Here is a 24,945-nt window from a genome sequence, read left to right on the forward strand (position 1 = left end):
TAGTCATGAAAATTCATTAATTTCGCAAAACGTTTTCTTTAGCCTAAAGAAAGCGGAAAACTTTCTCGCCACGGCATAAGAAAATTTAGAATGAAAATTAATAAAATCCTATTCGCATTAGCCGGTATCGTGCTAATAAATTGTACACCAATATATAAAAAAATGAACGTAGACAAAGAACTTTACGAAGGTCTAGACAATGGACTTTACGCAAACTTACAAACTTCAAAAGGAGCCATGCTCGTGAAATTAGAAGCGGACAAGTCGCCGGTAACGGTAGCCAATTTCGTGGGCTTAGCGCAAGGGAAAATTCAGAGCAACAAACCAAAAGGAACTCCATTTTACGATGGAACCATCTTTCACCGTGTGATTGAAAACTTCATGATCCAAGGGGGAGATCCTCAAGGAACTGGAATGGGAGATCCTGGGTATAAATTTGACGACGAAAAGAACGACCTACAACATACAGGGAAAGGAATCCTTTCTATGGCGAACTCAGGTCCTAACAGCAATGGATCTCAATTCTTCATTACGCAAGTGGCAACTCCTTGGTTAGACGGAAAACACACCATCTTTGGAAAAGTAGTAGAAGGGGAAAATGTAATCGATGAAATTTCTGAAGTAGAGAAAGGACATTCCGACAGACCTAAAACTGACATCGTTTTAGAAAAAGTGTCAATTTTCGGAAAAGGCGAACCTTACGAAAAATTTGATGCAGCGGAGGTGTTTGAAAATGGCAAAGCAAAAATTGCAGAAAACAACAAAGCATTCGAAGAAAAAAGAAAAGCAGAAGCGGAGAAAGAATTCGAAGCTTTAAAGGAAGGAATGCAAAAGACGGATTCGGGTCTTTACTACAAAATCACGAAAAAGGCAGAAGGCAAAAAAGCAGAAAAAGGGAACACCGTTTCTGTTCATTATGCTGGAAAACTTCTGGACGGGACTGAATTTGACAACTCTTTCAAAAGAGGAGAACCTATTGAATTCCCAGTGGGAACCGGAATGGTGATCCAAGGTTGGGACGAAGGAATCCTTCTTCTTAATGAAGGAGAGGAAGCGACCTTCCTAATTCCCCCTACATTAGGCTATGGAGCGCGTGGCGCTGGAGGCGTTATTCCTGCCAATGCATGGTTGTTATTTGACGTGCAACTTATTGAGGCAAAATAATTTCCCGCTCCTTACTCAATTAAAAAAGCAATTTCGTGAATTCACGAAATTGCTTTTTTTTAGGGTATAATAAAGAGGGAACTTCCTAAAAGGTTTACCAATTTTGGTCTACCATGTAAAGGAGTTGGGTCATGACCGTGGCTCCTATCAGAAGCTCTCTTCGGTTTACATTTTCAAAGACATCCTTCTCTGTATGGTGCAGATCAAAATAGCGCTGCGGATCTGGAGAAAGTCCGGCCAATGCCACGCCTACTTCTTTTAATGGACCTATGTCTACGCCACTATGCTCCTTTTCAAAATCATACACTCCGTAGGGCAAAAATAGGGGAGCCCAAGATTTAATTAGTGCTTTTTGTTCTGCTTTCATATCTAATGCAATTCCACGAGGGGAGAATCCTCCTGAATCGCTTTCAATGGCAAACAAATGAGGCTCTTTTGATTTCTTCACTTCTTCTAGGTATTTATATCCACCGCGAACTCCGTTCTCTTCGTTTGCATACAAAACCACCCGAATCGTATGGTTAGGCTTAATTCCTAGTTTCTTAAAGGTTCTTAGTGCCTCAATACTTTGGACCACTCCCGATCCATCGTCGTGTGCTCCTTCGCCCACATCCCAAGAATCCAGGTGTCCTGCCACCACAATCACAGACTTGTCCTTATTTCCGACAAGTTCTCCAATCACGGTAAAGGAACTTTTGTCTTCTTTCATCGTGCAATTGGAATTCAGTTTGGCCACCACTTTTTGAGTCTTCAAGGTTGCGGCAAGCTCATCAGCCGTTGTATTCCCAATGGCCACTCCTGGGATTTTTTTCGCATCGGAATCGTAGCGAAGCGATCCGGTATGAGGCACGGCATCAAAAGCGGACGAAAGGGATCGGATAATTACCGCCTTGGCTCCTTTCCGTGCTGCCTCGCTTGCGGTGGAGCGGCGGTAGATTCCTGCCTCGCCATACGCCTGAAAGGGTTGGATATGGTCGTGTCTCCAAGTGAAATTAAAAAAGACAATCTTGTCCTTCACCTTATTTTTATCCAGCGCTTTGAATTCGTCTAAACTTTGCACCGCGATAATCTCGGCCACAACATCCTTGCCATCTGTTCCCTCTGAGTTCCCAATGGAAAGCATCTTAATTTCTTTGTAGGGCTCATTTCCGATTTGGATTTGAAGCGATTCCTCACCCCGTTCCCATACAGGTACCATCACGGGTTGAAGATACACTTTGTCCGCACCGGCTGCTTTCAATTTAGCCTCTGCCCAATGAACCGACTTTTCATAAGCCTCAGACCCACTAAGCCTGTGGCCAATGGATTTGGTTAGTTCATGAAGGTCGTCGTAGGCCTTGCCGTGGAGAAGGATTTCATCAGAAATCCGTTTGAATTGGATGGAGTCTGCATTCTGAGAATGCAAAATTCCACCCCAAAGGAGTGGAATGAGAAAGATTTTCTTCATAGTTCTTTTATTTGGAAGAACGAATTTAGAAAAATATTTACAGAGGACAAACCCAATGGGCTCCTCATTTATTAGAATTTTACTTCATGTCGTACATTACCAAGGCGGTCACTAACTTAGGTTGAATGTATGTGCACTTAGGAGGCATGCTGATTTTATGGTCTGAAATTTTAATCATTTCATTAAAACTTACCGGATAAATTCCAAAACCTACTGTGAATTTGGTTGTGTCTACGATTTCTTTTATGCGGTTGATTCCCTCAATACTAGAGGTTCCTTTCACGTAGGCAATTCGATCGGAAGAATCCGTATCCTCAATTCCTAACAAATCGTTGAAAATTAGCTCATCCACCATGTGGTGGTCTACGTAGTTTACATTAATATCTTGAGACCGAAGTTCGTGCTTTACGTGAAGGGAGTAGAACTTTCCTTCGAGGTACATTGAGATGTGGTATTTCTGAGAAGGGAAGTACGGCGTGTCTCCTTTTTCGTGGATATTAAAGGTTTTTTCAAGAGACTTTAAAAAAGCGGCGGGTTTCATTCCGTTTAAATCTCTCACCACGCGGTTGTAATCGTGAATCTTGATGGATTGATTCGAGACGATGTAGCTGAATACAAAATTGTACGCCTCGTTTCCAGTTTGACGCTTGTTTCGAGCGCGCATATGCTTTGCATTGAGCGCGGCCGAACCAATTCGGTGGTGTCCGTCTGCAATGTAAAACGAATCGATACTTTCCAAAACCTCTTTAAACTGAAGCATTTTAAGACGGTTGTCAATTCTCCAAATCTTATGCTTAATCCCCTGTTCATCATCGTAGTTTAAAATCGGAACATTCTTCTCCTCGTGGTTCATTAAAAGCTCCACTTTGGAATTTGCAGGATAGGTGAGTAACACCGGTTCTGCCTGCACGTTTACTTTTTCTAAGTAATGCGCAAGTCTTTCTTTTTTTTGAGGGATTGTACTTTCGTGGCGTTTTATTTTACCACTCCAAAAGTCCTCCACAGAAGTAAGTCCTAAAAGTCCTCTATAAACCACCTTATCAGGGTGAATCTGTTCGTATAAATAATAGGCAGAAGGATCTTGCAAAAGTTTTCGATCCTGGAGCAATTGCTCGTAATTGGTTCTGATTTTTCTTAGGTTTCGATCAATGTCTTTCGACTTAGAAAGAAGAGCCGGCTTAATCATCTGAATGTAAGAAGAATCTTCCTGCGCTTTTGCACTGATTTCTTCCATTGAAAAATTATCAAGTGGATGCGTTGGAAATTTGTCTACGTAATCTTCGACGGGTCTTACCCCTTTAAACGGTCTAAATACTGGCATATCGTTCTATCTGTCGTTATTATTGGATTAAACTTAGGATGCGCTCTGCGAGTTCACGCCCAATTTTCTCTTGCGCATCAAGGGTACTTCCCCCCAAATGAGGAGAAAGAGAGAGACTTGGGTTCATTAAAAGAGGTAGCTCAGGATGGGGTTCGCTTTCAAATACGTCGAGAGCAGCTCCTGTGACGATTCCCTCTTCAATTGCATCGAGCAAACTTACTTCGTTAATTACGCCCCCTCTAGCGGTGTTTACAATTCGAATTCCTCGCTTCATTCTTTCGAACTCGGGCGTATCCAGAAGATACGTTTTGGATTTAGGTGTGTTCACACTTAAAAAATCAAGGTCTTTCAAAAATTCGGGAAGGTCCTGCGTGGTTTGCAATTCAAAAGAAACGCGTTGCGAATCAAAAAATTCGATCTCTACGGTCTCCTTTCTTGCTGTACGGGTACAAACCTTCACTTTCATACCGAGAGAGAGTCCCATTTTGACGACTTCCTGTCCCACAGCACCAAAACCAATAACTCCCAGAGTTTTGCCTTGAAGTTCCACAGCCGTTGCAAATGACTTCTTGAGCGCATTGAACTGACTTTCTCCTTCTAAAGGCATCAGTCGATTGGATTCATGAAGAAAGCGAGCCAAGGTAAAAAAGTGCGCAAAGACAAGCTCCGCCACAGATCGAGCGGAACTGCTTGGGGTGTTTACGACTTGAATTCCGAGCTCACTCGCGTATTCAAGATCAATATTGTCCATACCAATTCCCCCACGTCCAATGATTTTTAGGGAGGGACATTGATCAATTAATTCTCTTGTGACCTGAGTCGCGCTACGAACGAGAAGAATTTCAATTCCATTTTCGTTAATAAAATCGGGCAGTTGATCCTGCGCTACGCGGTGCTCAATCACCTCCAAACCAGCCTGCTTAAATCGCTCAAGTCCGCTTTTGGAAATTCCGTCATTCGCTAAGATTTTCATGAATATAGTTTTTTAAATTGATTTCATTACCTCAACCAACACCTTCACGCTTTCAAGGGGAAGGGCATTGTATAGACTTGCTCTGTATCCACCCACACTGCGATGGCCATTTAATCCTGAAATACCTGCGCTAGCCCAAGCCTTATCAAAGTTCTCTTTCAGACTCTCGTCCGTCAATACAAAACTTACGTTCATTAAAGAACGATCTTCGAGCTCCGCATAGCCCTTGAAATGAGGGTTCCGGTCAATTTCATTGTAAAGAAGTTCCGCTTTTTGTTTATTTCGTTCTTCTGCCGCCGAAATTCCGCCGTGCTGTTCCAAATACTGAAGTGTAAGTAAACTTGTATAAACATTAAACACGGGTGGTGTGTTAAACATGGATTCTTTTTGAATGTGCAAACTATAATCTAAATAGGAGGGTAGGTCTCTACCTGTGTGTCCTAAGATCGATTTTTTTACAACCACAAGAGTCGCTCCTGCAGGACCCATATTCTTTTGAGCTCCCGCATAAATTAAATCAAATTTTGAAAAATCGATTTCACGAGAAAAAATATCACTACTCATGTCGCAGACACTAAGAGTATCCACGGTGGGAAACTCCTTCATTTGAGTCCCATAAATGGTATTGTTCGAGGTACAATGAAAGAAATCGTACTGGGATCCTACAGAGTATCCTTTTGGAATGTAATTGTAATTCTTATCCTTCGAGGAACCTACCACATCCACTTCTCCAAATTTCTTCGCTTCTTTGATGGCATTCGCCGCCCACGTGCCCGTATCCAAATACGCAGCTTTCCCGTTTTGCGCTTTCATTAAGTTGATTGCACTCATCAGAAATTGAAGCGAAGCTCCGCCTCCCAGATAAAGCACTTCATACTGATCGTCAAGATTCATAAGTCTTTTTACGATTGTGCGCGCTTCTTCCATGACAGGGACAAATTCTTTACTACGATGAGAAATCTCTAGAAGCGACAGGCCAATTCCATTGAAATCAAGCACCGCCTCCGAGGCCTTTTGAAAGACTTCTTGAGGTAAAATACTAGGTCCTGCGCTAAAATTGTGTTTTTTATTCATGAGTAATTGGGTCTTGATTTGCCGCCGAGGCGACAAAGGGTGAAACAGAAAAACCTTCTGCCAAATCTTTTCTATCGTTTCTAGACGAGCGACAACAAGGTTTGAAAAAAAAGCCTCAATACTTTGAGGCCTTACTAATTATTCGTTGTGCAAGAAAGCCTTCTTCGCTAGTAAGCTTTCCTCCGACTCTACGTGGTCTTCATCCGGTATACAGCAGTCTACCGGACATACGGCAGCACACTGTGGTTCTTCATGGAATCCCATGCATTCTGTACATTTGTCCGTGACAATAAAGTATACATCATCACTTACGGGCTCTTGCGGAGCATCCGCATCCACGGTTAACCCGGATTTAAGGGTTACCTTTCCTTTGAGGGAAGTCCCCTCGGAGGCTCTCCAATCCACTGCACCTTCATAGATTGCATTGTTTGGACATTCGGGTTCGCAAGCGCCGCAATTTATACATTCATCCGTTATTCTAATCGCCATTGCTGTTGTTAATTTTTATATAAAGTTGCACAAATATACAAAGAAATCTCGGCTCAAGACGAATTTTAGCGAGATTCTAAACCTAAAATAGATCAGGTTTTGGCCCTAACTATGAGCAAGCTAGCTCCTGGCGTAAGGTGGTGCGACCCATTTGTCTTTTCGCCCGTGATTGCGTATCTTTGTCTTTGCTAAAAAAGAGGGCCTTGAGCCCCTTTTTAGAGTCTTATCCAACGACGAGAAACATTTTTAATGGCATTAGATTTACAAATACAAGGCCTTGCGAAATTAGGTGAGTTTATACAGAATTATCTCGATACAAGAGAGAATCTTTCCCCTGAACAAACCGCACTTGAAGAGGTGCTATCTAGAACCACGGCTGAAAATTCGTGGTTTACGAAAGAATCGCTCACACAGAGCCTTTCCCAGTGGGCAAGTGTTTTAAATGAACCTGCAATCAAAGAGTGGCTTTCTTCCTACAAACGAGCCAGTACCCCGCGTAGAGTAGGGCTAATCCTTGCCGGGAACATTCCATTGGTTGGATTTCACGATGTGATCTGCGTACTTTTAAGCGGTCATTTTCCTGTCCTTAAGCTCTCGTCTAAGGACAAGCGATTACTTCCTTTTCTGCTTACAAAATGGAATGAGTTTTCTCAAGGAAATGTGAGTTATGAATTGACTGAGAAACTAGAAAATTTTGACGCAGTCATCGCTACAGGAAGCAACAATACGGCTCGTTATCTCGAGTATTACTTTAAGGAGTACCCAAGCATTATTCGAAAGAACCGAACCTCCTTAGCGGTGGTGAGTGAGAACGACAGTGATGAGGATTTGCAAGCTCTAGGAAAGGACGTCTTTAGTTACTTTGGGTTAGGCTGTCGAAACGTAACCTATTTATTACTTCCCGAAGGTTTTAAGCTCGAACGAATCTTTGAGAACCTTTTGCCTTACTCAGAGATTATCAACCACAATGGCTACGCGAACAACTACGATTACAACAAAGCCATTTACCTTCTGAACCAAGATCTTTTTTGGGACAACAACTTTGTCATGCTAAGAGAAAGCCCTGAGCTTTTCAGCCCTTTGTCCGTACTTCATTTTTCAACCTATAAATCGTGGGAAGAGGCGCAAAGCTTCCTTGAAACCCACAAGCTCGAAACGCAGTGCGTGGTTTCTAACCTAGAGCAAATTAAAGACAGAATTAAACCCGGAGAGGCTCAAAATCCAACCCTAGCGCAATACGCAGACCACGTGGACACGATGGCCTTTCTCGAAGGACTCTAGATCAAAAACGACTTTTAGAAGGATTTAACGTGGTCACAAACACCATGACTTCGTCCTGAAATCGCTTTTCGACGTGTTCCACCAAATTGACAAGTTCATTTTCCATAAAACTAGAGCGAATCTCTTGGGTTTCAAAGACTAAGAGCAAATTCGTGTTTTGCCCCTCCGTTACGCGTTCGGTTTCCACAGAGGAGATAATATACTTCTCCACATCATACAGATTTTCAACCATTTGATGTAGCTCATTTTGTAAATAAGAATCCCACGACTCGAGCGAAGAGGCAATCGTGTGAAAAGTTATGCTCAGTACCGTCATTTTTGTCTATTTTTATAAGAAATGTGGATAATTTTGAGGGCAAAAATCGGGAATTTTTTCTTAAATTAGCACGTTATTATATTTTGAACGTAAAAAATAGAAATCACAGGCCTTGGCCTTGAAAAACATTTTAGATTTTATATGAATACAGAAGGAGAAAGGTTAATTCCAATTAACATTGTGGATGAAATGAAATCCTCGTACATCGATTACTCGATGTCGGTGATTGTATCCAGAGCATTACCGGACGTGAGAGACGGTCTTAAGCCCGTCCATAGAAGGGTATTATACGGGATGTATGGACTTAACGTGTTTTCAAATAGAAAGCACCTGAAATCTGCGAGAATCGTAGGGGACGTACTGGGTAAGTATCACCCACACGGGGATAGTTCCGTGTACGACGCAATGGTACGTATGGCGCAGCCATGGAGTTTACGCTACACCCAAGTGGATGGACAAGGGAACTTTGGTTCCATGGACGGAGACCCGCCCGCAGCCATGCGATACACAGAGGCTAGATTAAAGAAAATTTCGGATGAAATCTTAGCCGACTTAGACAAGGACACAGTGGACTTCCAAAACAACTTTGATGATTCCATGACCGAGCCTACGGTAATGCCTACGCGTATACCCAATCTACTGGTCAATGGAACCTCAGGGATTGCGGTCGGAATGGCTACCAACATGGCACCCCATAACCTTTCGGAGGCAGTAGATGGAATTTGTGCTTATATAGATAACAACGAGATTACCATTGACGAGCTCATGCAGCATGTCGTAGCGCCCGATTTCCCTACAGGTGGGATTATCTATGGATACGAAGGCGTGCGCGCCGCATTCCATACAGGAAGAGGTCGCGTGGTCACTCGCGCAAAAGTAAACTTCGAAGAAATTGGAAATCGCAACGCCATTGTGGTGACCGAGATTCCTTACCAAGTAAACAAAGCGGAAATGATTTCTCGTACCGCAGAACTTGTGAAAGACGAAAAAGTACCCGGGATCTACGAAATTCGGGACGAATCGGACAGACGCGGGATGCGAATTGTTTACGAACTTAAAAATGACGCCATTCCGAATGTCGTTTTGAATCTACTTTACAAATACACGGCACTTCAGACTTCTTTTAGTATCAATAACATTGCCCTTGTTCACGGAAGACCAGAGCAATTGAACTTAAAGGACATGATCGTGCATTTCGTGGATCACCGTCACGTGGTGATTGTACGACGTACCGAGTTTGAACTTCGCAAAGCGCAAGAAAGAGCGCATATCTTAGAGGGTTTCATGAAGGTCATAGGAACCCAAGACTCTCTAGACAAAGCCATTGCAATCATTCGTCATTCCTCTACGCCAAACCAAGCGAAAGAAGGGCTGATTAGTGAATTTGAACTTTCTGAAATTCAAGCCCAAGCGATATTAGATCTACGACTCGCTCGACTTACAGGAATGGAACTCGACAAGATTCGTGCGGAATACGATGAAATCATGGCCTTAATTAACGACCTAGAAGACATCCTTTCGAACGAACCTAGACGATTTGAAATCATCAAAGCGGAAATGCTTGAAATCAAAGAAAAATACGGAGACGAAAGAAGAACCGAGATTGATTACGCCGGAGGGGATATGTCGATCGAAGACTTTATTCCAGACGACACCGTAGTGGTTACCATTTCTAATTTAGGGTACATTAAGCGTACGAGCCTTTCGGAATACAAAATTCAAAGCAGAGGAGGCGTGGGTAACAAAGCCGCGACCACAAGAGATACGGACTTTTTAGAATACATAGTTTCCGCGACAAACCACCAGTACATGTTATTTTTCACAGAGAAAGGAAAATGTTACTGGCTGCGTGTTTTCGAAATCCCTGAAGGATCTCGAACTGCGAAGGGGAGAGCGATTCAAAACCTTATTAATATAGAACCCGACGACAAAGTTCGCGCCTATATTAAAACAGACGATCTAAAAGACGAAGACTACGTAAATCAAATGTACGTGGTAATGATCACGAAGAACGGAACGGTGAAAAAGACTTTGCTTAAAGCCTACTCACGTCCAAGAACCAACGGAATTAACGCCATTGAAATTAGAGACAACGACCTTCTCTTAGGAGCCCGTTTGACTCAAGGTGATTCTGAAATCATGATTGCGACTCAAAAAGGAAAATGCATCCGATTCCCTGAGGAGAAAGCGCGCGCCGTAGGCCGAGGCTCTATCGGAGTTCGAGGAATCTCTTTAGAAGATAGCGATGAGGTAATTGGTATGATTGTTGTGAATGATGTGCAGCAAGAAAGCGTATTAGTGGTTTCTGAAAAAGGATATGGGAAACGTTCAGCGGTGGAAGACTACCGTGTGACGAACCGAGGCGGAAAAGGGGTAATCACCCTGAATGTCACGGAAAAAACCGGAAACCTGATCGCCATTCAAAACGTTGTGGACGGAGACGGTCTTATGATTATCAACAAATCAGGGGTTGCCATTCGTATGAGCGTCGATGAACTTCGTGTGATGGGTAGAAATACACAGGGGGTTAAATTAATAAACCTCAAGAAAAACGATGAAATCGCGGCCATTGCGAAAGTGCAAATGGACGATGAAATAGCAGAATCTGAAGAAGAATCTACAGAACCACTTCCAGGCGCAGTTCATAGCGATCTTGTAGAATTCAGTGGGGCTCCACAAAGTGGAGACAATGCGGTAACGACTCTAGGCGATGAAGCTTACTTACGCAGCATTGAAGAGCAGGAAAAGAAGGAAAATGAAGAGATAGAAAAAGGGGAAGCAGACGATTCCTCTGATCCTAGCGAAGAATAAAGTAAATAACGTTAAAAAAGTATAGGAATGAAAAAAATAATTTTAAGTGTAGCAATGGTTTCTATGACCTTTGCATTCGCGCAGAAAAAAGAAGTTTCTGCGGCATTTAAGGCGATTGAGGCAGGTAATACTGCAGAAGCAAAACAAAACATTGCTCAGGCCGAAGCTCTAATGAATGGGAAAGTATATGTCCTAGAACCAAACATTCAAGAACAGTACTATTACACCAAAGGTCTTGTCCTTATTAAAGAAGGGAAAGCCGTAGAAGGAGCAGCACAACTTGCGAACATTACGGATTTAGGGAAAAACAAAATCTACGCAGGGAAAGAAGGAAAAACCAAAGTTTACATTTCTGGAAAAGCCAAAGCGGACGCTTCTGGAATTTCAAACTTGAAAGAAGAGGCTTACAATCCGGTATTGACTGGACAAATTATTGGCCAGGTAAACCCTTTAATTCAAGCGGCTAATACAGCAGCACTCGAAGCCAACAACAAGGAGAATTTCGACGTTGCAGGTCCTAAGTTTTTAGAAGTTTACAACCTTTTAAAAGCGGCAGGTCAAGATAACAAACAGTATTTGTATTTTTCTGCCATCACCTACGCTCGTTCTTCAGACAAAGCAAAAGGAATTGAAATCTACAAAACCCTTATAGATTCCAATTACACAGGAGTTGAGACTCGTTACTATGCAAAGGACAAGTCGGGACAACAAGTGGAATTTGATAAGGCCACATGGGATTTAATGAAAAAGACTCAAAATGCGGACTATACCGAGTATAAAAACGAAACAAGTCCTAACATTGAACAGGAGCTTTACGAATCGGCTGTCGGTCTAATGATTGAAGCAGAAAGATATGACGAGGCGATTGCGTACTCTCAGAAAGGAATGGATAAATTCCCGAAAAACACCAAACTGACTGAATTAAAAGGTCTTGCTTATTACCGCGCGGGTAGAACGGATGAGTTTATGGCAAGTTTGAAAGAACTAGTGGCCAAAAACCCACAAGATAAAATCAGTTGGTACAACTTAGGGGTTCTATCAAGCAAAGACCCTAGCAAAAGAGCGGAGTCGGAATCTTATTTCAAAAAAACAGTTGAAATTGACCCGAGTTATGCACCGGCTTTTCAGAACCTAACGTACATGACAATGGACATTGACAACGATCAAAAACACATTGATCAGTACAATGACTTAAGAAAAGCAGGAAAGATGAACGAGGCGAACAAAGTAATGGAAGATCGTAGAGATCGTTTTGCCAAAGCGGTTCCTTACGCAGAGCAGTGGTACAAAGCCGCGCCTGAGGATATCGATGCCGTTACCATTCTAAAAGGGCTTTACCAAAGCACGAAGAATGAGGTAAAATTCCAAGAGTTCAAAGCAAAAGAAGCCGCTTTAAAAGCGAAGCAAAAATAAGCGCTAAAAACATAAAAGCGATAAGCCGTCTCGATTTTGAGACGGCTTTTTATTTGATAATTGTCTGCTCACGAAAGGCATATCGTAGTTATCAATTTGAACCAACGCTTATTCGAACAAGTAACAATTTTGTAATCCTTTCTTATGCTTTCTCCATCAGAAGTCGCTGCGTAACCTTTTCGCTAAACTCATGGGTTTCACCTCCATAGCTCACCTTCATACTTCCGTCAAATTCTTCGACGGAATCAATTCTAAGCTTTGTACCTAAGGCCAAGTTTTTTGCGTTCAAATATTTTAAAAACTCACTGGTCGATTCCGTTAAAGCGCAAAAGACCAAGACGTCTCCTTTCTTACCTTGGTTAAGGCTTTTGTAATTAAAGCGCTCAATGGAGCCGCTTTTGTCGGGGATGGCAGATCCATGGGGATCGGTTTTAGGGTAATCCAAAAGCTCGTCAATTTTCTCAAAAAACAAACTCGATTGAATGTGTTCGATTTCTTCTGCGATTTCATGTACTTGCTCCCAACCAAATCCCATTTTTTCTACGAGAAACATTTCGGTTAAACGATGCTTTCTAACAATAAGTGCAGCCTCTATCTTACCCTCACTCGTAAGCAAAAGAGGTTTATACGGCTCATAACTAACCCAGCTTTTTTTCTCGAACTTCTTCATCATGCTGTTTACACTAGGCATCTTGATACCCAGAATTTTACTGAGTTCATTTACACTAGCGGGTTGATTTTTCTCTGTCAAATGATAGAGAGCCTTTAAATAATTTTCTTCTGTACGCGTAGTCATGCCTCAAAAGTACAAAAAGTTAGACTCTCAAAAAAACCTATCTAACATAAGAACTTTCTCTACAGACCAAAATTAAAACCTTAAATTTGCAATTCTTATGCACTATATATGGGTATCGAATTAATACTAAAATACTTTCCTGAACTTTCCAAAACACAAATTGAGCAGTTCACACAACTTGAAGCACTTTACACGGAATGGAATTCTCAGATTAATGTCATTTCTAGAAAAGACATGGACTCTCTTTATGAGAAGCACATCCTTCATTCTCTTGGCATTGCGAAAGTTATTGAGTTTGCCCCGGGCACGAAAGTGCTAGACGTAGGAACTGGGGGAGGATTCCCAGGAATTCCTTTAGCGATCTTATTTCCAGAAACGCAGTTTACCCTTGTGGATTCCATCGGAAAGAAAATTCTCGTGGTCAACGAAGTCTCCACGGCACTTGGGCTCACCAATGTGCGAGGGATCCATGGCAGAGCAGAGGGTATAAAAGAGAAATTTCACTTTGTGGTTAGCCGCGCTGTCACTCGTATGCCTGAGTTTTTAAAATGGCTAAAAGGGAAATTTGAAAAAGAACAAATTAACAGCAAACACAATGGGGTTCTTTACCTAAAAGGGGGAGACCTGGGAGAAGAACTTGCAGGCCTTCGATGTGAACTTACTTCCTTAAGTAAACATTTCGAAGAAGAATTTTTTGAAACCAAAAAAGTAGTGTACCTATCCAAAGGCCACTTTAATTCCTAATATAGACCATGCAGAATTCTAAGTTCTTTCTTTTTACAATTTTCACTGCGCTTGTTTCCCTAACAAGTTGTCAGAGATCTGACGATCCCACGTTTGCTCAAAAGATTGAGTTAAGCACCGACAGTGTATCGCTGCCTAGCGAATCAATTACTCTTGGCAATACTGTACAAATCACAACCTATCATAAACTTGCTGCCAATTGTGAACTTTTTCATGGTTTTTCTGAAGTAGAGGTAGGAGAGGAAAAACAAATAACCGCTTATTACTTTAAAACGGACAGCGTATGTGGCGCCACTTCCGTATCACAGGCTTTTATAAATTTCACGCCAAAAAGAAGCGGAACCTTTCGTCTCAAGTTTTGGAAGGAAAATAACCAGTGGGTTGAGAAAACCCTTGAGGTTCTTCCAAGCCCTGCCCCCTAAGGATAGAGGAACACTCCAACAAAAAGACTTGAAACGAAGGGCGCCCGCTCCTTCTTTCAAGTCTTTTTCTTATCTTGGCTCTACCTAAAAACAGAACCTTTGGACTTTTCATTTCTAAACAAAATTACGCTGGAACTTCTTGAACAGAGTTCAAGCCTCAAAAACTACACCTTGATTTTTCCTGGGAAACGTCCCACTGTCTTTTTTAAAAAGCACTTGGCTGAGAATGGCTATACGGGTTTCTTACCCGAGTTTTACACCATTGAGGAGCTAATGGAAGAAATTGCCGGGGTTCCAATGGTTCAAGGCCTGTCTTTATGGCTCTTTGCCTATGATGTCTACAGTACTCTTTACACCGAGGACTTTAACCAGTTTTTAAAATGGTTTCCCACGGCCTTAAAAGACTGGGACGACATCCTAAAATACAAAGCAAGCGAAAAAGAGGTCTTTAGTTATATGCACGAAGAAGAGAGAATCAAAAACTGGGGAGATTCTCTTGGCGATCCTACAGAAACCCAAATGAAAAACCTTAATTTCTGGCGTCGATTAGCACATTTCTTTCCAATCTTAAAACAGAAGCTAATTGAGAAAGGGTGGTATAGTTATGGAATGGTCTATGAAAAAGCCAGTGAAAATCTAGAAACTTTTATTGCAAATGTCGATCAGCGCTACGTATTTTGCGGGTTCAATGCTATTACTCCCATTGAAAAGGATTTAATGCGTGGTCTTTTGCAATGGAACAAAGCTCAGTGCTTTTTCGATGCAGATCAATACTACCTTAACGACAAAAGACAAGAAGCTGGAAAATTTCTTCGAAGCTCTTTTCAATGGAAAGAATTTGGAGATCATCGAAAATTCAATTGGATTGAAAATGAGTTCATTCAACCAAAAGACATTGAGATTATTGAAGTATCGGGAAACGTATCCCAGACCAAAGTACTTCCTAGCCTCTTAGAGAACCTATCTCCTTTAGAAGTCTCAAAGACTGCAGTCGTCCTTTTGGACGAAAATTTACTGCCTGCAACCCTTGAGAGCCTGCAGTTTGTTGAGAGTCTCAACATTACGATGGGATTTCCGATAAAAAATTTAGATTTTTCACTTGCCATTAAAAAGATATTTCATCTTCACAAGCAATTGGCGAAGTCCAAATCCTACTACTACCGAGACGTAAATGCCATTATCAATGCCATTGAAAGTACAAAAGAGGACAAAACAATCACGCATGAATTCCAAGAACAACTGCGCTCCAAAAACCTGGTCTATCTATCACAAAAGCGACTGCAAGAATTGTTAGGGAACCTTAGTTACCTCAAAATCCTTCAGCCCTATGATTCTCCAAAAGCTCTTCTCAAAGAATTAATTGAATTCTGCCTTTCTTTAAAATCCACGACACAGAACGATTTGCTGTACGAAAACATCACCCTCTTTGAGAATGCATTCAAAATTGCCGCCAATCAATTGGAGGGCTACCAATTTGAAGTAAGCATGGAAACCCTCGAGGTGATGATGAACCATTTGATCGGAAGCGAAGAAATCAAGTTTCAAGGGGAACCTTTGGAGGGACTGCAAGTGATGGGACTTTTAGAAACGAGGCTTTTAAGCTTTGAGAACATTATTTTGCTCTCAACAAACGAAGGAAACCTTCCTCAAGGAAGCTCCCAAAACTCGTATCTGCCATTTGACGTTAGATTAACTCGAGGACTTCCAACGTATCTTGAAAACGACAGTATCTACGCCTATCACTTTTACAGGTTGCTACAAAAAGCAAAGAAAGCAACCTTCCTTTACAACAGTTTAAGCTCAGGGGTCAATACAGGGGAGAAGTCAAGGTTCCTAACGCAAATTGAACTGGAAAGTAAACATGCCATTAAACATACCGTGGTTGACGCGGATTCATTGCCGGTACAAAAGTCGTTAATGACGATTGAAAAAACACCATCCGTACTTGAACGATTAGAGGAGTGGAAATCAAAAGTGGCTGCTACCCACCTCACTTCGTATATGTATAATCCTATTCAATTTTATTTAAAATCGATTTTAAAACTCTCGGAAGAAGATGACATTGAAGAAGAAATTTCTCGTAAAAGCTACGGAACACTCGTCCATTATGCACTTCAAGTACTTTATGAACCACTTAAAGGTAAAGTGCTTTATGAAAAGGACTTAAATGGACTTTTCTCAAAAATAGATGAAGCAATTGAAGAAGCTATTATTAAGCTTGATCACCCCCTTGAAGCTTATGAAAAGGGAATGAATTTCGTACACAAAACCATCGCTCGCGATGCCGTAGAATCGGTCATTAAGTACGATCTTGCTTTGGTTAAAGAGGGAAGTAAACTTGAAATTCTTGCCCTTGAACATCCTTTTAGCAACCTTGCATTTGATCTTGAAAACGAGAATGGTGACCAAGTTTTTTTCAAGGGATTCATTGACCGAATTGACAGGTTAGATGGCGTCATTCGGGTCACAGACTATAAATCCGGAAAATTGGAAAACCTTAATTTAGAATTTAAAGACTTGAGCGAAAATTACCTAATTGAAAAAAGCTTAAAACAAGCTATTCAGTTAAGCATCTATCTTTGGTTTTTGAAGTCAAGTGGGGAATTTAAAGGCATTGAAACCAGAGCCCATATTTGGTCGTTTATTAACGCAAAGAAAGGACCTCAGCCTCTTACCTTTGTCGATGGGGATCTTAGCACTGCGATGAATTCCATTCGAACCCTGATTCTAGAGATTCTAAATCCCGAAATCCCATTCGAGCAAAAGGAAATTCCCGTTTATAGCAAATCCTACTGAACGAAATAGAAAAAGGAACTCATTTCGAGTTCCTTTTTTGTTTTGAAATAAGAATGTTTTTTAAGAAAAGGCATTAATTCCTGTGATATCATGGCCTGTAATCAACAAATGAATATCGTGGGTTCCTTCGTAGGTAATGACGGACTCTAAATTAGCCGCATGACGCATCATTGGAAATTCTCCCATAATACCCATTCCTCCGAGCATCTGTCTACTTTCTCTTGCGATGTCAATAGCCATCTTAACATTATTTCGTTTTGCAAGTGAAATCTGAGAAGGGGAGGCCTCATCTGCATTTTTCAAATTCCCAAGTCTCCAAGACAAAAGCTGCGCTTTTGTAATCTCAGTTAAAAACTCGGCAAGCTTTTTTTGTTGCAATTGAAACGAAGCAATGGGCTTTCCAAATTGCTTACGTTCTAAACTATACTGCAGAGCGGTGCAATAGCAGTCAATGGCCGCTCCAATCACACCCCACGAGATTCCGTAGCGTGCTGAGTTAAGACAGGAAAGCGGTCCTTTTAATCCAGAAACACCCGGAAGTAAATTTTCCTTTGGAACTTTTACGTTATCAAAAACAAGTTCCCCTGTTTTTGACGCACGTAGGGACCATTTGTTTAGCGTTTCTGGTGTTGAAAAGCCTTCCATAGCTCTTTCTACCACTAATCCTCTTACTTTTCCATCGGGTCCTTTTGCCCAAACCACTGCAATATCACAAAGGGGAGCATTGGTGATCCACATTTTGCTTCCATTAAGGAGGTAATGGTCAGACTCTTCTGTAAAATGAGTTTCCATTGCCCCTGGATCTGACCCGTGGTTGGGCTCAGTTAAGCCAAAGGAACCAATAAAATCCCCAGAAGCTAGCTTAGGCAAGTATTTCTTTTTCTGCTCCTCTGAGCCAAACTTAAAAATTGGAAACATCACAAGAGAGCTTTGCACAGATGCCGCTGAACGAACAGCGGAGTCTCCGCGTTCGAGTTCTTGCATGATAAGTCCGTAGGAAATTTGATCTAGGCCCATCCCTCCGTATTCTTGTGGAATGTAAGGACCTAGCGCGCCAATGGCGCCTAATTCTTTCATTAAACCGGGAAGGTCCTCGTGGTCCTGAGCCGCCTTGTCAATTTTAGGGAGGACAAAAGAGTCCACCCAACTGCGAACAGAATCCCGAATAAGCAGGTGTTCCTTAGTTAAGAGATCATCAATTAGGTAGTAATCGGGTATTAAAGTAGAAGGATAATAGGGCATTTTATTTTTTTTCTAAATTAGGAATTTGTTCTCAATCTCGAAAGTCAACCAAATCATCTTTAAAGCGATACAGATATGGGGCTTTGTTGGCCGATCCGTCGAAGAATTTCTCTAGTCTTTCGAGACGGTTAAAGCTAAGCATTTTTCGCTGAAAATTATTACGTCGAAACGGTTCTCCTAAAACAATCTCATAGAGCTTTTGAAGTTCCATCATGGTGAATTTTTCAGGAAGCAGGTTGTAGGCAACAAGCTGTGTGTCCAAATTCCGCCGAAGGTGATCGAGGCCCACATGAATCATGCGTTCGTGATCAAAGGCCATTTTGGGAAGTTCATTTACATCAAACCAAGCAATCGATTCATTTAATGCATCCGGAAATGTTTTGGAAATCGTGTAATCGATCAAACTGCAGTAGGCCACACTGATAAAGCGCTGAAGGATCCAATGGTCCTTCGGGACTTCAATCCCCCGGTTTTCCAATAGGATTTGATGAACGTTGTTTTGTGTTCTTTCCTTCCGACCAAAAGTATGGAACTGGTCCAGGAACAAATTATCAAGATGCGTTCGCTCATAGAGAACGCGCGCTGCCGCTTCTCTTAGATCCTCGTGATGGAATACAAAACCGCCAGGAATGGACCATAGGTCCAGATCGTGGTATTTTAACAAAAGGATACGGAGTTTCTCCTTGTGAAAGCCAAAGATGGTACAGTCTACCGAAATTTGAGGAATAAATCCGTCCGTATCAATAAGATCTTGTAAAGATTGTCTGTTTTTAGAATCATCAATGACACTCATGCACTACTCGTTTTTTCCAAAGTTAAGACTAATTATCTTTTTGAGAGATTAATATTTTAAAAAATACAAGAAGAAGTCCTAAAAACAAAATAGGAACCAAAATAAACACTGAATATAAGGAAGTTAAATCAAAATGAAAGGCCCACGAAATGTAAATAGAGCCTAAGGCACTCCCTAAAGAAGAAAAGACCACAAGCGCAGAAATCAATCGATTTACCTTCTGAGAATCGTAATGAAGAAGCATTCGGGCATTAATAATGGGATAAAGAGGCGATAGAAACAGTCCAATGGCCGGAATTAAATAAATCAAATACAAATTGTGCTCAGGGGCAAAATTGATAAAAAGGTACATCGTCACTAACATTAACACCAGCAATGCAAGGCAGCTCCCAACGTATTTATACCAAGAGAAACGATAAATCAGTTTGCTCGTTAAATACCTTCCTACAAACGAAAAAAGTGCGAGAAAGGCCGTACTCTGTAGGGCAAACTGCGAGGAGACATTAAAATGGCCTTTGTAGAAAGTCGGGAGCCAGGAATTAAGGCACTGCTCAACAAATACAATCAAAAGCATAATTAGAAGGAACACCGTCGTTTTGCGATCCATTTGCTTGACAAATCCAACCCATAAATTGGATTTTTGTACCTCTTCACTTTCTTTTATTTCCTCGTAGGGCATTCTCCAAAGCAGAATGAAGGTGAAAATCGAGAGAAGAGCAATCATCCAAAACCCAAACATCCAATGCTCCTTAAAAGAAGAGCCCAAGAGCCAGCCGAATCCCATATTCACAAGAAAGATCCCAAGCATAAAAGAAGCCTCCACTTCGTTCATTACCTGAGCTAAATGCTTCTCTTTAAAATTACTTCGAAGAAGCGAGAAGGTGCTAATTTTCCCCACTGCAAAGCCCAGTCCGATAAAGACGAACCAGATTTTCATGATCCAAAAGCTTCCAATAAAAGGGACACTTAAACAACAGATAGCCACAAAACCCACTGTGAAAAGAAGCGCATACTTAGAGCCAAAGCGATTAATGTATCGAACGGCAAAAAGCGAGGCAACGGCAATGGGCAAATCTTTAAACGCTTCTAAGAATCCCAGCCCTTGAAATGAAATTTGCTGCTGTGAAAATTGGAGAATCATAATGCCCATGCAGTTTAACAACATGGAGAAAATTAGAAAGACGAGAACAAGGGGATAGTGGGATATTTTTTCGGAGTGCACCATGAAAATTAACGTTTTAGTAACAGTTTTTGTGAAATTTTAAGCTATAAACGCACTCAAATTAATAGTAATTTTCCTTTGTTTTTTGCTCTAAAGCACTGCAAATAAACAAATTTTAAAAAAAATAAAAAAATAAAACTCAATGTTAATAATTTGTTATAGATTTATTGTCTCATTATGAGATAAAAAAATCAAAATAATATGAAAAAACAAATTCTTAGTGTTTTGAGCTTATCCATGCTTCTCTCTGCCACCGGTTTAATGGCGCAGCAAGCGGAGAAGGATACAGTTCGCGAGGAAACTATTGAAGAAGTAGTTTTAGTGAACGTCGGATACGGCGTACAAAAGAAAAGCGTGGTCACAGGAGCTATATCTAAGGTGACCTCTGAAGATTTCGAAAATGCGCCCAACGGGGGTATTGGACAAATGATGCAGGGGCGTAGTGCCGGGGTAACCATCGCAATGAACTCCGGTGCACCGGGATCCTCATCCACCATTCGTGTCCGTGGGGTTACTACTTTCTCCGGAGCTAACGACCCGCTATGGGTTGTGGATGGTGTTCCACTTGAAAATGCAGATATTGCTACCTTAAACCAAGGGGATATTGAATCCATTGAAATCCTAAAGGATGCAGCCTCTGCTGCCATCTACGGGGTTAGAGCCGCGAAAGGGGTTATTCTAGTAACCACCAAGAGCGCCAGAAAAGGAAGAATGACCGTAGCCTATAATGGGTACACTTCGTATTCCGCACCTTCGAGAATTCTTCAATTGTTAAACGGTACTGAATACGGAGCCTTAATGAATGAACGATCTATCAATGGAGGCGAAGGACTTCTTTTTAATGATCTCTCTACTTTAGGTGTAGGAACCGATTGGCAAAAAGAAGTATTCAATACCAGTGCATTTGGACAAAACCATGAACTAAGTTTTAGTGGACGAAACGACACTTCTCAATTCTACGCTTCTTTCGGGATTCAAGAACAAGAGGGGATCGTAGCAACTCCTATTTCTAATTATAGAAAACAAACGGCTAGAGTAAATTCTACGCACAAGTTTTTAAACAATATTTTAACTTTCGGTCAGAATCTCTTTTATACACATCAAAAAAACGTGGGAATTGGAGATCAAAACCGTGAATTCGGTGGAGTACTTGCAGACGCACTTATGCTCGACCCTTTAACTCCCACGATTGAGTATGATCCCGTTCGAGCCAACTCGGCGCCGTACACGGCCTCTCCATGGATTGTTCGCGATGCGAATGGAAACCCTTACGGGATTTCCAACATGCAACAATCCGAGATTGTAAACCCTCTTGCGTACATTCAAACTCGTATGGGGAATTACAGTTGGAGTGATGTAATCGTAGGAAACGCGTACTTGCAAGCGGAACTGATTCCGGACTTAAAACTTCGAAGTACACTCGGGGCAAAAAAAGCCTTTTGGGGTGATTACAGTTTCAACCCACAGTATTATTTAAGTTCCCTTAATTTAAATGTGGTTCGAAACAACCTAAACCGCGGAAATGGCAATGGATTAGATTGGAACCTAGAAAACACATTAACTTACGATAAAAAGATTTCTGACCATGATTTCGCCTTTTTATTAGGACAAGGGGTTTATGTCACTGGAATAGGAAACTTCAGTGGAGCCACCCATTACAATGTACCCACAAACGACTGGAGAGAAGCTTCCTTCAATATGGCGGTCGCTCCTACAGACCAACTAGGGTATAGTTATAACTTTAACGAAGTAAGAAGAACTTCTCTTTTTGCAAGGTTAAATTACAACTACCAAGAAAAATATCTTTTAACCGCAATCGTTCGTCGCGATGGATCTTCCTTATTTGGCCCTAACAACAAATACGGGACTTTCCCTTCTGTTTCTGCAGGATGGGTGGTTACAAAAGAAAACTTTTGGCCAGAGAACTCTTTCGTAAACGAACTTAAAATTAGAGCGGGGTACGGGAAAAACGGGAACGACGGATCGCTTGCCCCAAATCAATACGAATCTCTAATCGCAAACGGATACAACTACTATTTTGGAACCGGTCCATCCGTCATCATTGGTAGCGCACCTGAAACGCTTTCTAACAACGATTTACACTGGGAAACCACGACGCAAAAGAACATTGGAATCGATACCCGTCTCTTTAATAACTTTACTTTAACGGCGGAATACTACCAAAAAGTAACCGAAGGGATTTTACTTCAATACCAAATCCCGGGCTATGTAGGGGTAACCAACAACCCGTGGGGGAATATTGGGGATATGAAAAACGACGGTTTTGAACTCGAACTATCTTACCGTAAGAAATTTGGAGATTTGAAATTTGATGCGTCCGCCAATTTCGCAACGCTTAAAAACGAAGTCACCAAATTAAATGGTCTTGATTTTATCGGAATGGCTAGCTTTCAATCCTTAAATGGTGAAGTCGCCAGACTTATGGAAGGTCTTCCTTATGGAAGTTTCTACGGATGGAAAACCAACGGAATTTTCCAAAACTGGGACGAGGTAAATTCTTACACTTCAGCCGACGGTTCTGTGATCCAGCCGGATGCAAAACCAGGGGATTTCAAATGGATGGATACCAATGGAGACGGAACCATTGATTCCGAAGACCGAACTTTCCTAGGAAGTTCTCTTCCAAAAAACACATTTGGATTAAGTTTAAATTTCGAATATAAAGGATTTGACTTAAATGCTATGTTCCAAGGAGTCACAGGAAACAAAATCTTCCAAGGCCTGAGAAGACTAGACGTAAGTAGAGCAAACTATCAAGCCGAAGCGCTTCAAAGATGGACGGGAGAAGGCACTTCAAACAACTATCCTAGACTGACCTCAGACGATACGAACGGAAACTTCACGAACATGTCCGATTTCTACTTGCAAGACGGGGACTATGTGAGACTAAAAGTTCTCTCTCTAGGGTATTCTCTACCTGCGAAATTAACGAATGCCATAAGCGCTCAAAAAATTAGAGTTTATGTCACTGGAAACAACGTATGGACCCTGACCGATTACAATGGATACGATCCAGAAATTGGAGGGGATGTTATGGGGGTTGACAAAGGGTATTACCCACAACCTAAAACTTTAATCTTTGGTATCAACTTACAATTCTAAAACAATGAAAAACAAACGATACATATACATTGCTTTAATAGGAGCCCTCAGCTTTAGCGTCGGATCCTGCTCGGAGGAGTACTTAAACGTACCCAACGACGGAAAGCAAACCGAAACCAATTACTACAAAAACGAAAGTGAAGCCTTTTCAGGACTCGTTTCTATCTACGATGTTTTAAGAAAGAACACTGGAAGTTTTGACAACATCCTTACTTTCATGAATGCGGGATCGGATGATCACTTCGCCGGAGGTGGAGGGGAAACCGATGGAGTCGGAATTCACAAATTTGAAAATTTCACGATCGATCAATTTACGATTCACAGAAGTTACTGGAGTGATCATTACCAAGGGATTTTCCGTGCAAACATTCTTTTACAGAAATTGCCAAACGTTCCTATGGCTGACACGACCAAAGAACAGTTTGCAGCGGAAGCCAAAACGCTTCGGGCGATCTATTATTTCAACCTCGTGAGAATGTTCAAAAACGTGCCTTTAATCTTGGAACCAATCGACCCTGCAGCTATGTACGACGTTTTGCAAGCTCCAAGTGAAGAGGTTTACGCACAAATGGAAAAGGACCTTGAAGATGCCATTCCAAATTTACCTTTGAATGCCTCGGCGCAATATCCAGGTAGACTCTCTCAAGGAGCTGCAAGAGCAGTACTTGGGAAAATTTACCTTTACAACGGCAAAAAAGCCGAAGCCGCTGCACAACTTGCCTTAGTAAACGGTACGCCGGGAGGAACAAGTCAGTACGGATATAAATTACTCGATTCTTTTGATGATTTATGGGTGACAGACAACAAGTTCAACTCAGAATCCATTCTAGAATGCTCACACACCAACCTAAGTAACGCCGGATGGGGGAACTGGGGAAGTGGAACCGATGAAGGAAATACCACGGGCGTAATGGTAGGCCCAAGAGGATATACAAAGATTGGAGCGAACGCACCGGATCTTCCAACAGGTTGGAGTTTCAACAACTGGACTCAAGGGTTCTATGATGCGATTAAAGGAGATCCAAGATTTGAAGCTACGATTCTTGACTTGAAAGCGCTTAAAGCAGCGGGGCAAGCAGATTATACTCCAGGGTATCGCGACACGGGATACTTCTTAAATAAGTTCGTCCCAACCAATGATGATGTAACAGACGGAGCCGGAGATGCGGTTTTAAATTACCGTCAGAATTCTTATATCATTCGTTTGGCAGATACTTACCTAATGGAAGCGGAAGCTTTAGGCGCCACGGGCGCAAGGGCTCAGGCACTTTTGGATGCAGTTCGTAAGAGAGTAGGCCTTCTTCCTGTCCCTGTCACCATGGATGCCATTAAGAAAGAAAGACGAATTGAACTCGCAGGTGAAGGGCATCGTTTCTTTGACCTTGTTCGTTGGGGGGATGCCGCAAGTGTACTCGCTTCCAAAGGATTTGTCGCAGGGAAAAATGAAATCTTACCGATTCCTTACCAAGAATTGCAAGGAACCAAGATTGAACAAAATCCAAATTACAAAGATTAATT

General features: G+C 41.7%; 19 protein-coding genes. 9 read left to right on the forward strand and 10 right to left on the reverse strand.

Annotated features, from left to right (window positions below; translation table 11 throughout):
- The first annotated feature begins 162 nt into the window (after window positions 1-162).
- Window positions 163-1,164, forward strand: coding sequence for a peptidylprolyl isomerase (locus tag ACX3PZ_RS08695; protein WP_459084024.1), 1,002 nt, complete (start codon window positions 163-165; stop codon window positions 1,162-1,164).
- A gap of 94 nt (window positions 1,165-1,258) precedes the next feature.
- Here ACX3PZ_RS08695 and ACX3PZ_RS08700 read toward each other — a convergent pair whose 3' ends face one another.
- From ACX3PZ_RS08700 to ACX3PZ_RS08720, 5 genes are all read right to left on the reverse strand, one after another.
- Window positions 1,259-2,611 carry a M20/M25/M40 family metallo-hydrolase gene (locus tag ACX3PZ_RS08700; RefSeq protein ID WP_459084025.1) on the reverse strand — a complete coding sequence of 451 codons (1,353 nt, stop codon included), beginning with the start codon at window positions 2,609-2,611 and terminating at the stop codon, window positions 1,259-1,261.
- Between the two features lie 79 nt (window positions 2,612-2,690).
- Window positions 2,691-3,932, reverse strand: a complete 1,242-nt coding sequence (locus ACX3PZ_RS08705; protein ID WP_459112560.1) for a DUF1015 domain-containing protein — start codon at window positions 3,930-3,932, stop codon at window positions 2,691-2,693.
- Between the two features lie 19 nt (window positions 3,933-3,951).
- Complete coding sequence (locus ACX3PZ_RS08710; protein WP_459112561.1) at window positions 3,952-4,905, reverse strand: D-2-hydroxyacid dehydrogenase; 954 nt, start codon at window positions 4,903-4,905, stop codon at window positions 3,952-3,954.
- A 12-nt stretch (window positions 4,906-4,917) separates the two neighbouring features.
- Entirely contained in the window at window positions 4,918-5,979 is a 1,062-nt protein-coding gene (gene serC / locus ACX3PZ_RS08715; protein WP_459112562.1) for a 3-phosphoserine/phosphohydroxythreonine transaminase, read from the reverse strand.
- 138 nt (window positions 5,980-6,117) lie between these two features.
- Window positions 6,118-6,468: a 4Fe-4S dicluster domain-containing protein gene (locus ACX3PZ_RS08720; RefSeq protein WP_459084031.1), complete on the reverse strand. Its 351-nt coding sequence runs from the start codon at window positions 6,466-6,468 to the stop codon at window positions 6,118-6,120.
- 249 nt (window positions 6,469-6,717) lie between these two features.
- Here ACX3PZ_RS08720 and ACX3PZ_RS08725 point away from each other — a divergent pair, with 249 nt between their 5' ends.
- The gene (locus ACX3PZ_RS08725) at window positions 6,718-7,749 is read left to right on the forward strand and encodes an acyl-CoA reductase (RefSeq protein WP_459112563.1); all 1,032 of its coding nucleotides are present in this window, start codon (window positions 6,718-6,720) and stop codon (window positions 7,747-7,749) included.
- A gap of 1 nt (window position 7,750) precedes the next feature.
- On the opposite strand, the gene ACX3PZ_RS08730 is transcribed toward ACX3PZ_RS08725, so the two are convergent.
- On the reverse strand, window positions 7,751-8,065 hold the full coding sequence (locus ACX3PZ_RS08730; RefSeq protein ID WP_459112564.1) for a DUF4286 family protein: 315 nt from the start codon (window positions 8,063-8,065) through the stop codon (window positions 7,751-7,753).
- 141 nt (window positions 8,066-8,206) lie between these two features.
- Between ACX3PZ_RS08730 and gyrA the strand changes: the two genes are divergently transcribed.
- Both gyrA and ACX3PZ_RS08740 read left to right on the forward strand, forming a co-directional pair.
- The gene (gyrA, locus tag ACX3PZ_RS08735) at window positions 8,207-10,876 is read left to right on the forward strand and encodes a DNA gyrase subunit A (RefSeq protein WP_459112565.1); all 2,670 of its coding nucleotides are present in this window, start codon (window positions 8,207-8,209) and stop codon (window positions 10,874-10,876) included.
- A 27-nt stretch (window positions 10,877-10,903) separates the two neighbouring features.
- Entirely contained in the window at window positions 10,904-12,289 is a 1,386-nt protein-coding gene (locus ACX3PZ_RS08740) for a tetratricopeptide repeat protein (protein WP_459112566.1), read from the forward strand.
- A 142-nt stretch (window positions 12,290-12,431) separates the two neighbouring features.
- On the opposite strand, the gene ACX3PZ_RS08745 is transcribed toward ACX3PZ_RS08740, so the two are convergent.
- Window positions 12,432-13,085 carry a metal-dependent transcriptional regulator gene (locus ACX3PZ_RS08745; protein ID WP_459084038.1) on the reverse strand — a complete coding sequence of 218 codons (654 nt, stop codon included), beginning with the start codon at window positions 13,083-13,085 and terminating at the stop codon, window positions 12,432-12,434.
- Window positions 13,086-13,193: 108 nt separating this feature from the next.
- Here ACX3PZ_RS08745 and rsmG point away from each other — a divergent pair, with 108 nt between their 5' ends.
- The 3 genes from rsmG (at window position 13,194) to ACX3PZ_RS08760 (ending at window position 17,047) form a co-directional block, all read left to right on the forward strand.
- Window positions 13,194-13,829 carry a 16S rRNA (guanine(527)-N(7))-methyltransferase RsmG gene (gene rsmG, locus ACX3PZ_RS08750; protein WP_459112567.1) on the forward strand — a complete coding sequence of 212 codons (636 nt, stop codon included), beginning with the start codon at window positions 13,194-13,196 and terminating at the stop codon, window positions 13,827-13,829.
- Between the two features lie 8 nt (window positions 13,830-13,837).
- Window positions 13,838-14,251 (forward strand): hypothetical protein, encoded by a 414-nt coding sequence (locus ACX3PZ_RS08755; RefSeq protein WP_459112568.1) that lies wholly within the window; start codon window positions 13,838-13,840, stop codon window positions 14,249-14,251.
- A 99-nt stretch (window positions 14,252-14,350) separates the two neighbouring features.
- On the forward strand, window positions 14,351-17,047 hold the full coding sequence (locus ACX3PZ_RS08760; protein WP_459112569.1) for a PD-(D/E)XK nuclease family protein: 2,697 nt from the start codon (window positions 14,351-14,353) through the stop codon (window positions 17,045-17,047).
- Between the two features lie 60 nt (window positions 17,048-17,107).
- On the opposite strand, the gene ACX3PZ_RS08765 is transcribed toward ACX3PZ_RS08760, so the two are convergent.
- Genes ACX3PZ_RS08765 through ACX3PZ_RS08775 form a run of 3 tightly spaced genes read right to left on the reverse strand, consistent with a single transcriptional unit; the run spans window position 17,108 to window position 20,307 of the window.
- On the reverse strand, window positions 17,108-18,289 hold the full coding sequence (locus ACX3PZ_RS08765) for an acyl-CoA dehydrogenase family protein (protein WP_459112570.1): 1,182 nt from the start codon (window positions 18,287-18,289) through the stop codon (window positions 17,108-17,110).
- A 31-nt stretch (window positions 18,290-18,320) separates the two neighbouring features.
- A complete protein-coding gene (locus ACX3PZ_RS08770; RefSeq protein ID WP_459112571.1) occupies window positions 18,321-19,082 on the reverse strand; it encodes an NUDIX hydrolase in 762 nt (253 codons plus the stop codon).
- A 28-nt stretch (window positions 19,083-19,110) separates the two neighbouring features.
- On the reverse strand, window positions 19,111-20,307 hold the full coding sequence (locus ACX3PZ_RS08775; protein WP_459084048.1) for an MFS transporter: 1,197 nt from the start codon (window positions 20,305-20,307) through the stop codon (window positions 19,111-19,113).
- A 198-nt stretch (window positions 20,308-20,505) separates the two neighbouring features.
- Between ACX3PZ_RS08775 and ACX3PZ_RS08780 the strand changes: the two genes are divergently transcribed.
- The gene (locus ACX3PZ_RS08780) at window positions 20,506-23,427 is read left to right on the forward strand and encodes a SusC/RagA family TonB-linked outer membrane protein (RefSeq protein ID WP_459112572.1); all 2,922 of its coding nucleotides are present in this window, start codon (window positions 20,506-20,508) and stop codon (window positions 23,425-23,427) included.
- A 4-nt stretch (window positions 23,428-23,431) separates the two neighbouring features.
- A complete protein-coding gene (locus tag ACX3PZ_RS08785; RefSeq protein WP_459112573.1) occupies window positions 23,432-24,943 on the forward strand; it encodes a RagB/SusD family nutrient uptake outer membrane protein in 1,512 nt (503 codons plus the stop codon).
- The last annotated feature ends 2 nt before the right edge of the window (window positions 24,944-24,945 follow it).

Source organism: Chryseobacterium sp. A321 (genome assembly GCF_054489265.1).

Excerpts from the sequence above, each read along its gene's own strand:
- serC (WP_459112562.1), bottom strand. The coding sequence starts at position 5,979 with ATGAATAAAAAACACAATTTTAGCGCAGGACCTAGTATTTTACCTCAA.
- ACX3PZ_RS08710 (WP_459112561.1), bottom strand. The coding sequence starts at position 4,905 with ATGAAAATCTTAGCGAATGACGGAATTTCCAAAAGCGGACTTGAGCGA.
- ACX3PZ_RS08770 (WP_459112571.1), bottom strand. The coding sequence starts at position 19,082 with ATGAGTGTCATTGATGATTCTAAAAACAGACAATCTTTACAAGATCTT.
- ACX3PZ_RS08705 (WP_459112560.1), bottom strand. The coding sequence starts at position 3,932 with ATGCCAGTATTTAGACCGTTTAAAGGGGTAAGACCCGTCGAAGATTAC.
- ACX3PZ_RS08695 (WP_459084024.1), top strand. The coding sequence starts at position 163 with ATGAACGTAGACAAAGAACTTTACGAAGGTCTAGACAATGGACTTTAC.
- rsmG (WP_459112567.1), top strand. The coding sequence starts at position 13,194 with ATGGGTATCGAATTAATACTAAAATACTTTCCTGAACTTTCCAAAACA.
- ACX3PZ_RS08755 (WP_459112568.1), top strand. The coding sequence starts at position 13,838 with ATGCAGAATTCTAAGTTCTTTCTTTTTACAATTTTCACTGCGCTTGTT.
- ACX3PZ_RS08765 (WP_459112570.1), bottom strand. The coding sequence starts at position 18,289 with ATGCCCTATTATCCTTCTACTTTAATACCCGATTACTACCTAATTGAT.
- ACX3PZ_RS08725 (WP_459112563.1), top strand. The coding sequence starts at position 6,718 with ATGGCATTAGATTTACAAATACAAGGCCTTGCGAAATTAGGTGAGTTT.
- ACX3PZ_RS08740 (WP_459112566.1), top strand. The coding sequence starts at position 10,904 with ATGAAAAAAATAATTTTAAGTGTAGCAATGGTTTCTATGACCTTTGCA.
- ACX3PZ_RS08775 (WP_459084048.1), bottom strand. The coding sequence starts at position 20,307 with ATGGTGCACTCCGAAAAAATATCCCACTATCCCCTTGTTCTCGTCTTT.
- ACX3PZ_RS08700 (WP_459084025.1), bottom strand. The coding sequence starts at position 2,611 with ATGAAGAAAATCTTTCTCATTCCACTCCTTTGGGGTGGAATTTTGCAT.
- gyrA (WP_459112565.1), top strand. The coding sequence starts at position 8,207 with ATGAATACAGAAGGAGAAAGGTTAATTCCAATTAACATTGTGGATGAA.
- ACX3PZ_RS08780 (WP_459112572.1), top strand. The coding sequence starts at position 20,506 with ATGAAAAAACAAATTCTTAGTGTTTTGAGCTTATCCATGCTTCTCTCT.
- ACX3PZ_RS08745 (WP_459084038.1), bottom strand. The coding sequence starts at position 13,085 with ATGACTACGCGTACAGAAGAAAATTATTTAAAGGCTCTCTATCATTTG.
- ACX3PZ_RS08720 (WP_459084031.1), bottom strand. The coding sequence starts at position 6,468 with ATGGCGATTAGAATAACGGATGAATGTATAAATTGCGGCGCTTGCGAA.
- ACX3PZ_RS08730 (WP_459112564.1), bottom strand. The coding sequence starts at position 8,065 with ATGACGGTACTGAGCATAACTTTTCACACGATTGCCTCTTCGCTCGAG.
- ACX3PZ_RS08785 (WP_459112573.1), top strand. The coding sequence starts at position 23,432 with ATGAAAAACAAACGATACATATACATTGCTTTAATAGGAGCCCTCAGC.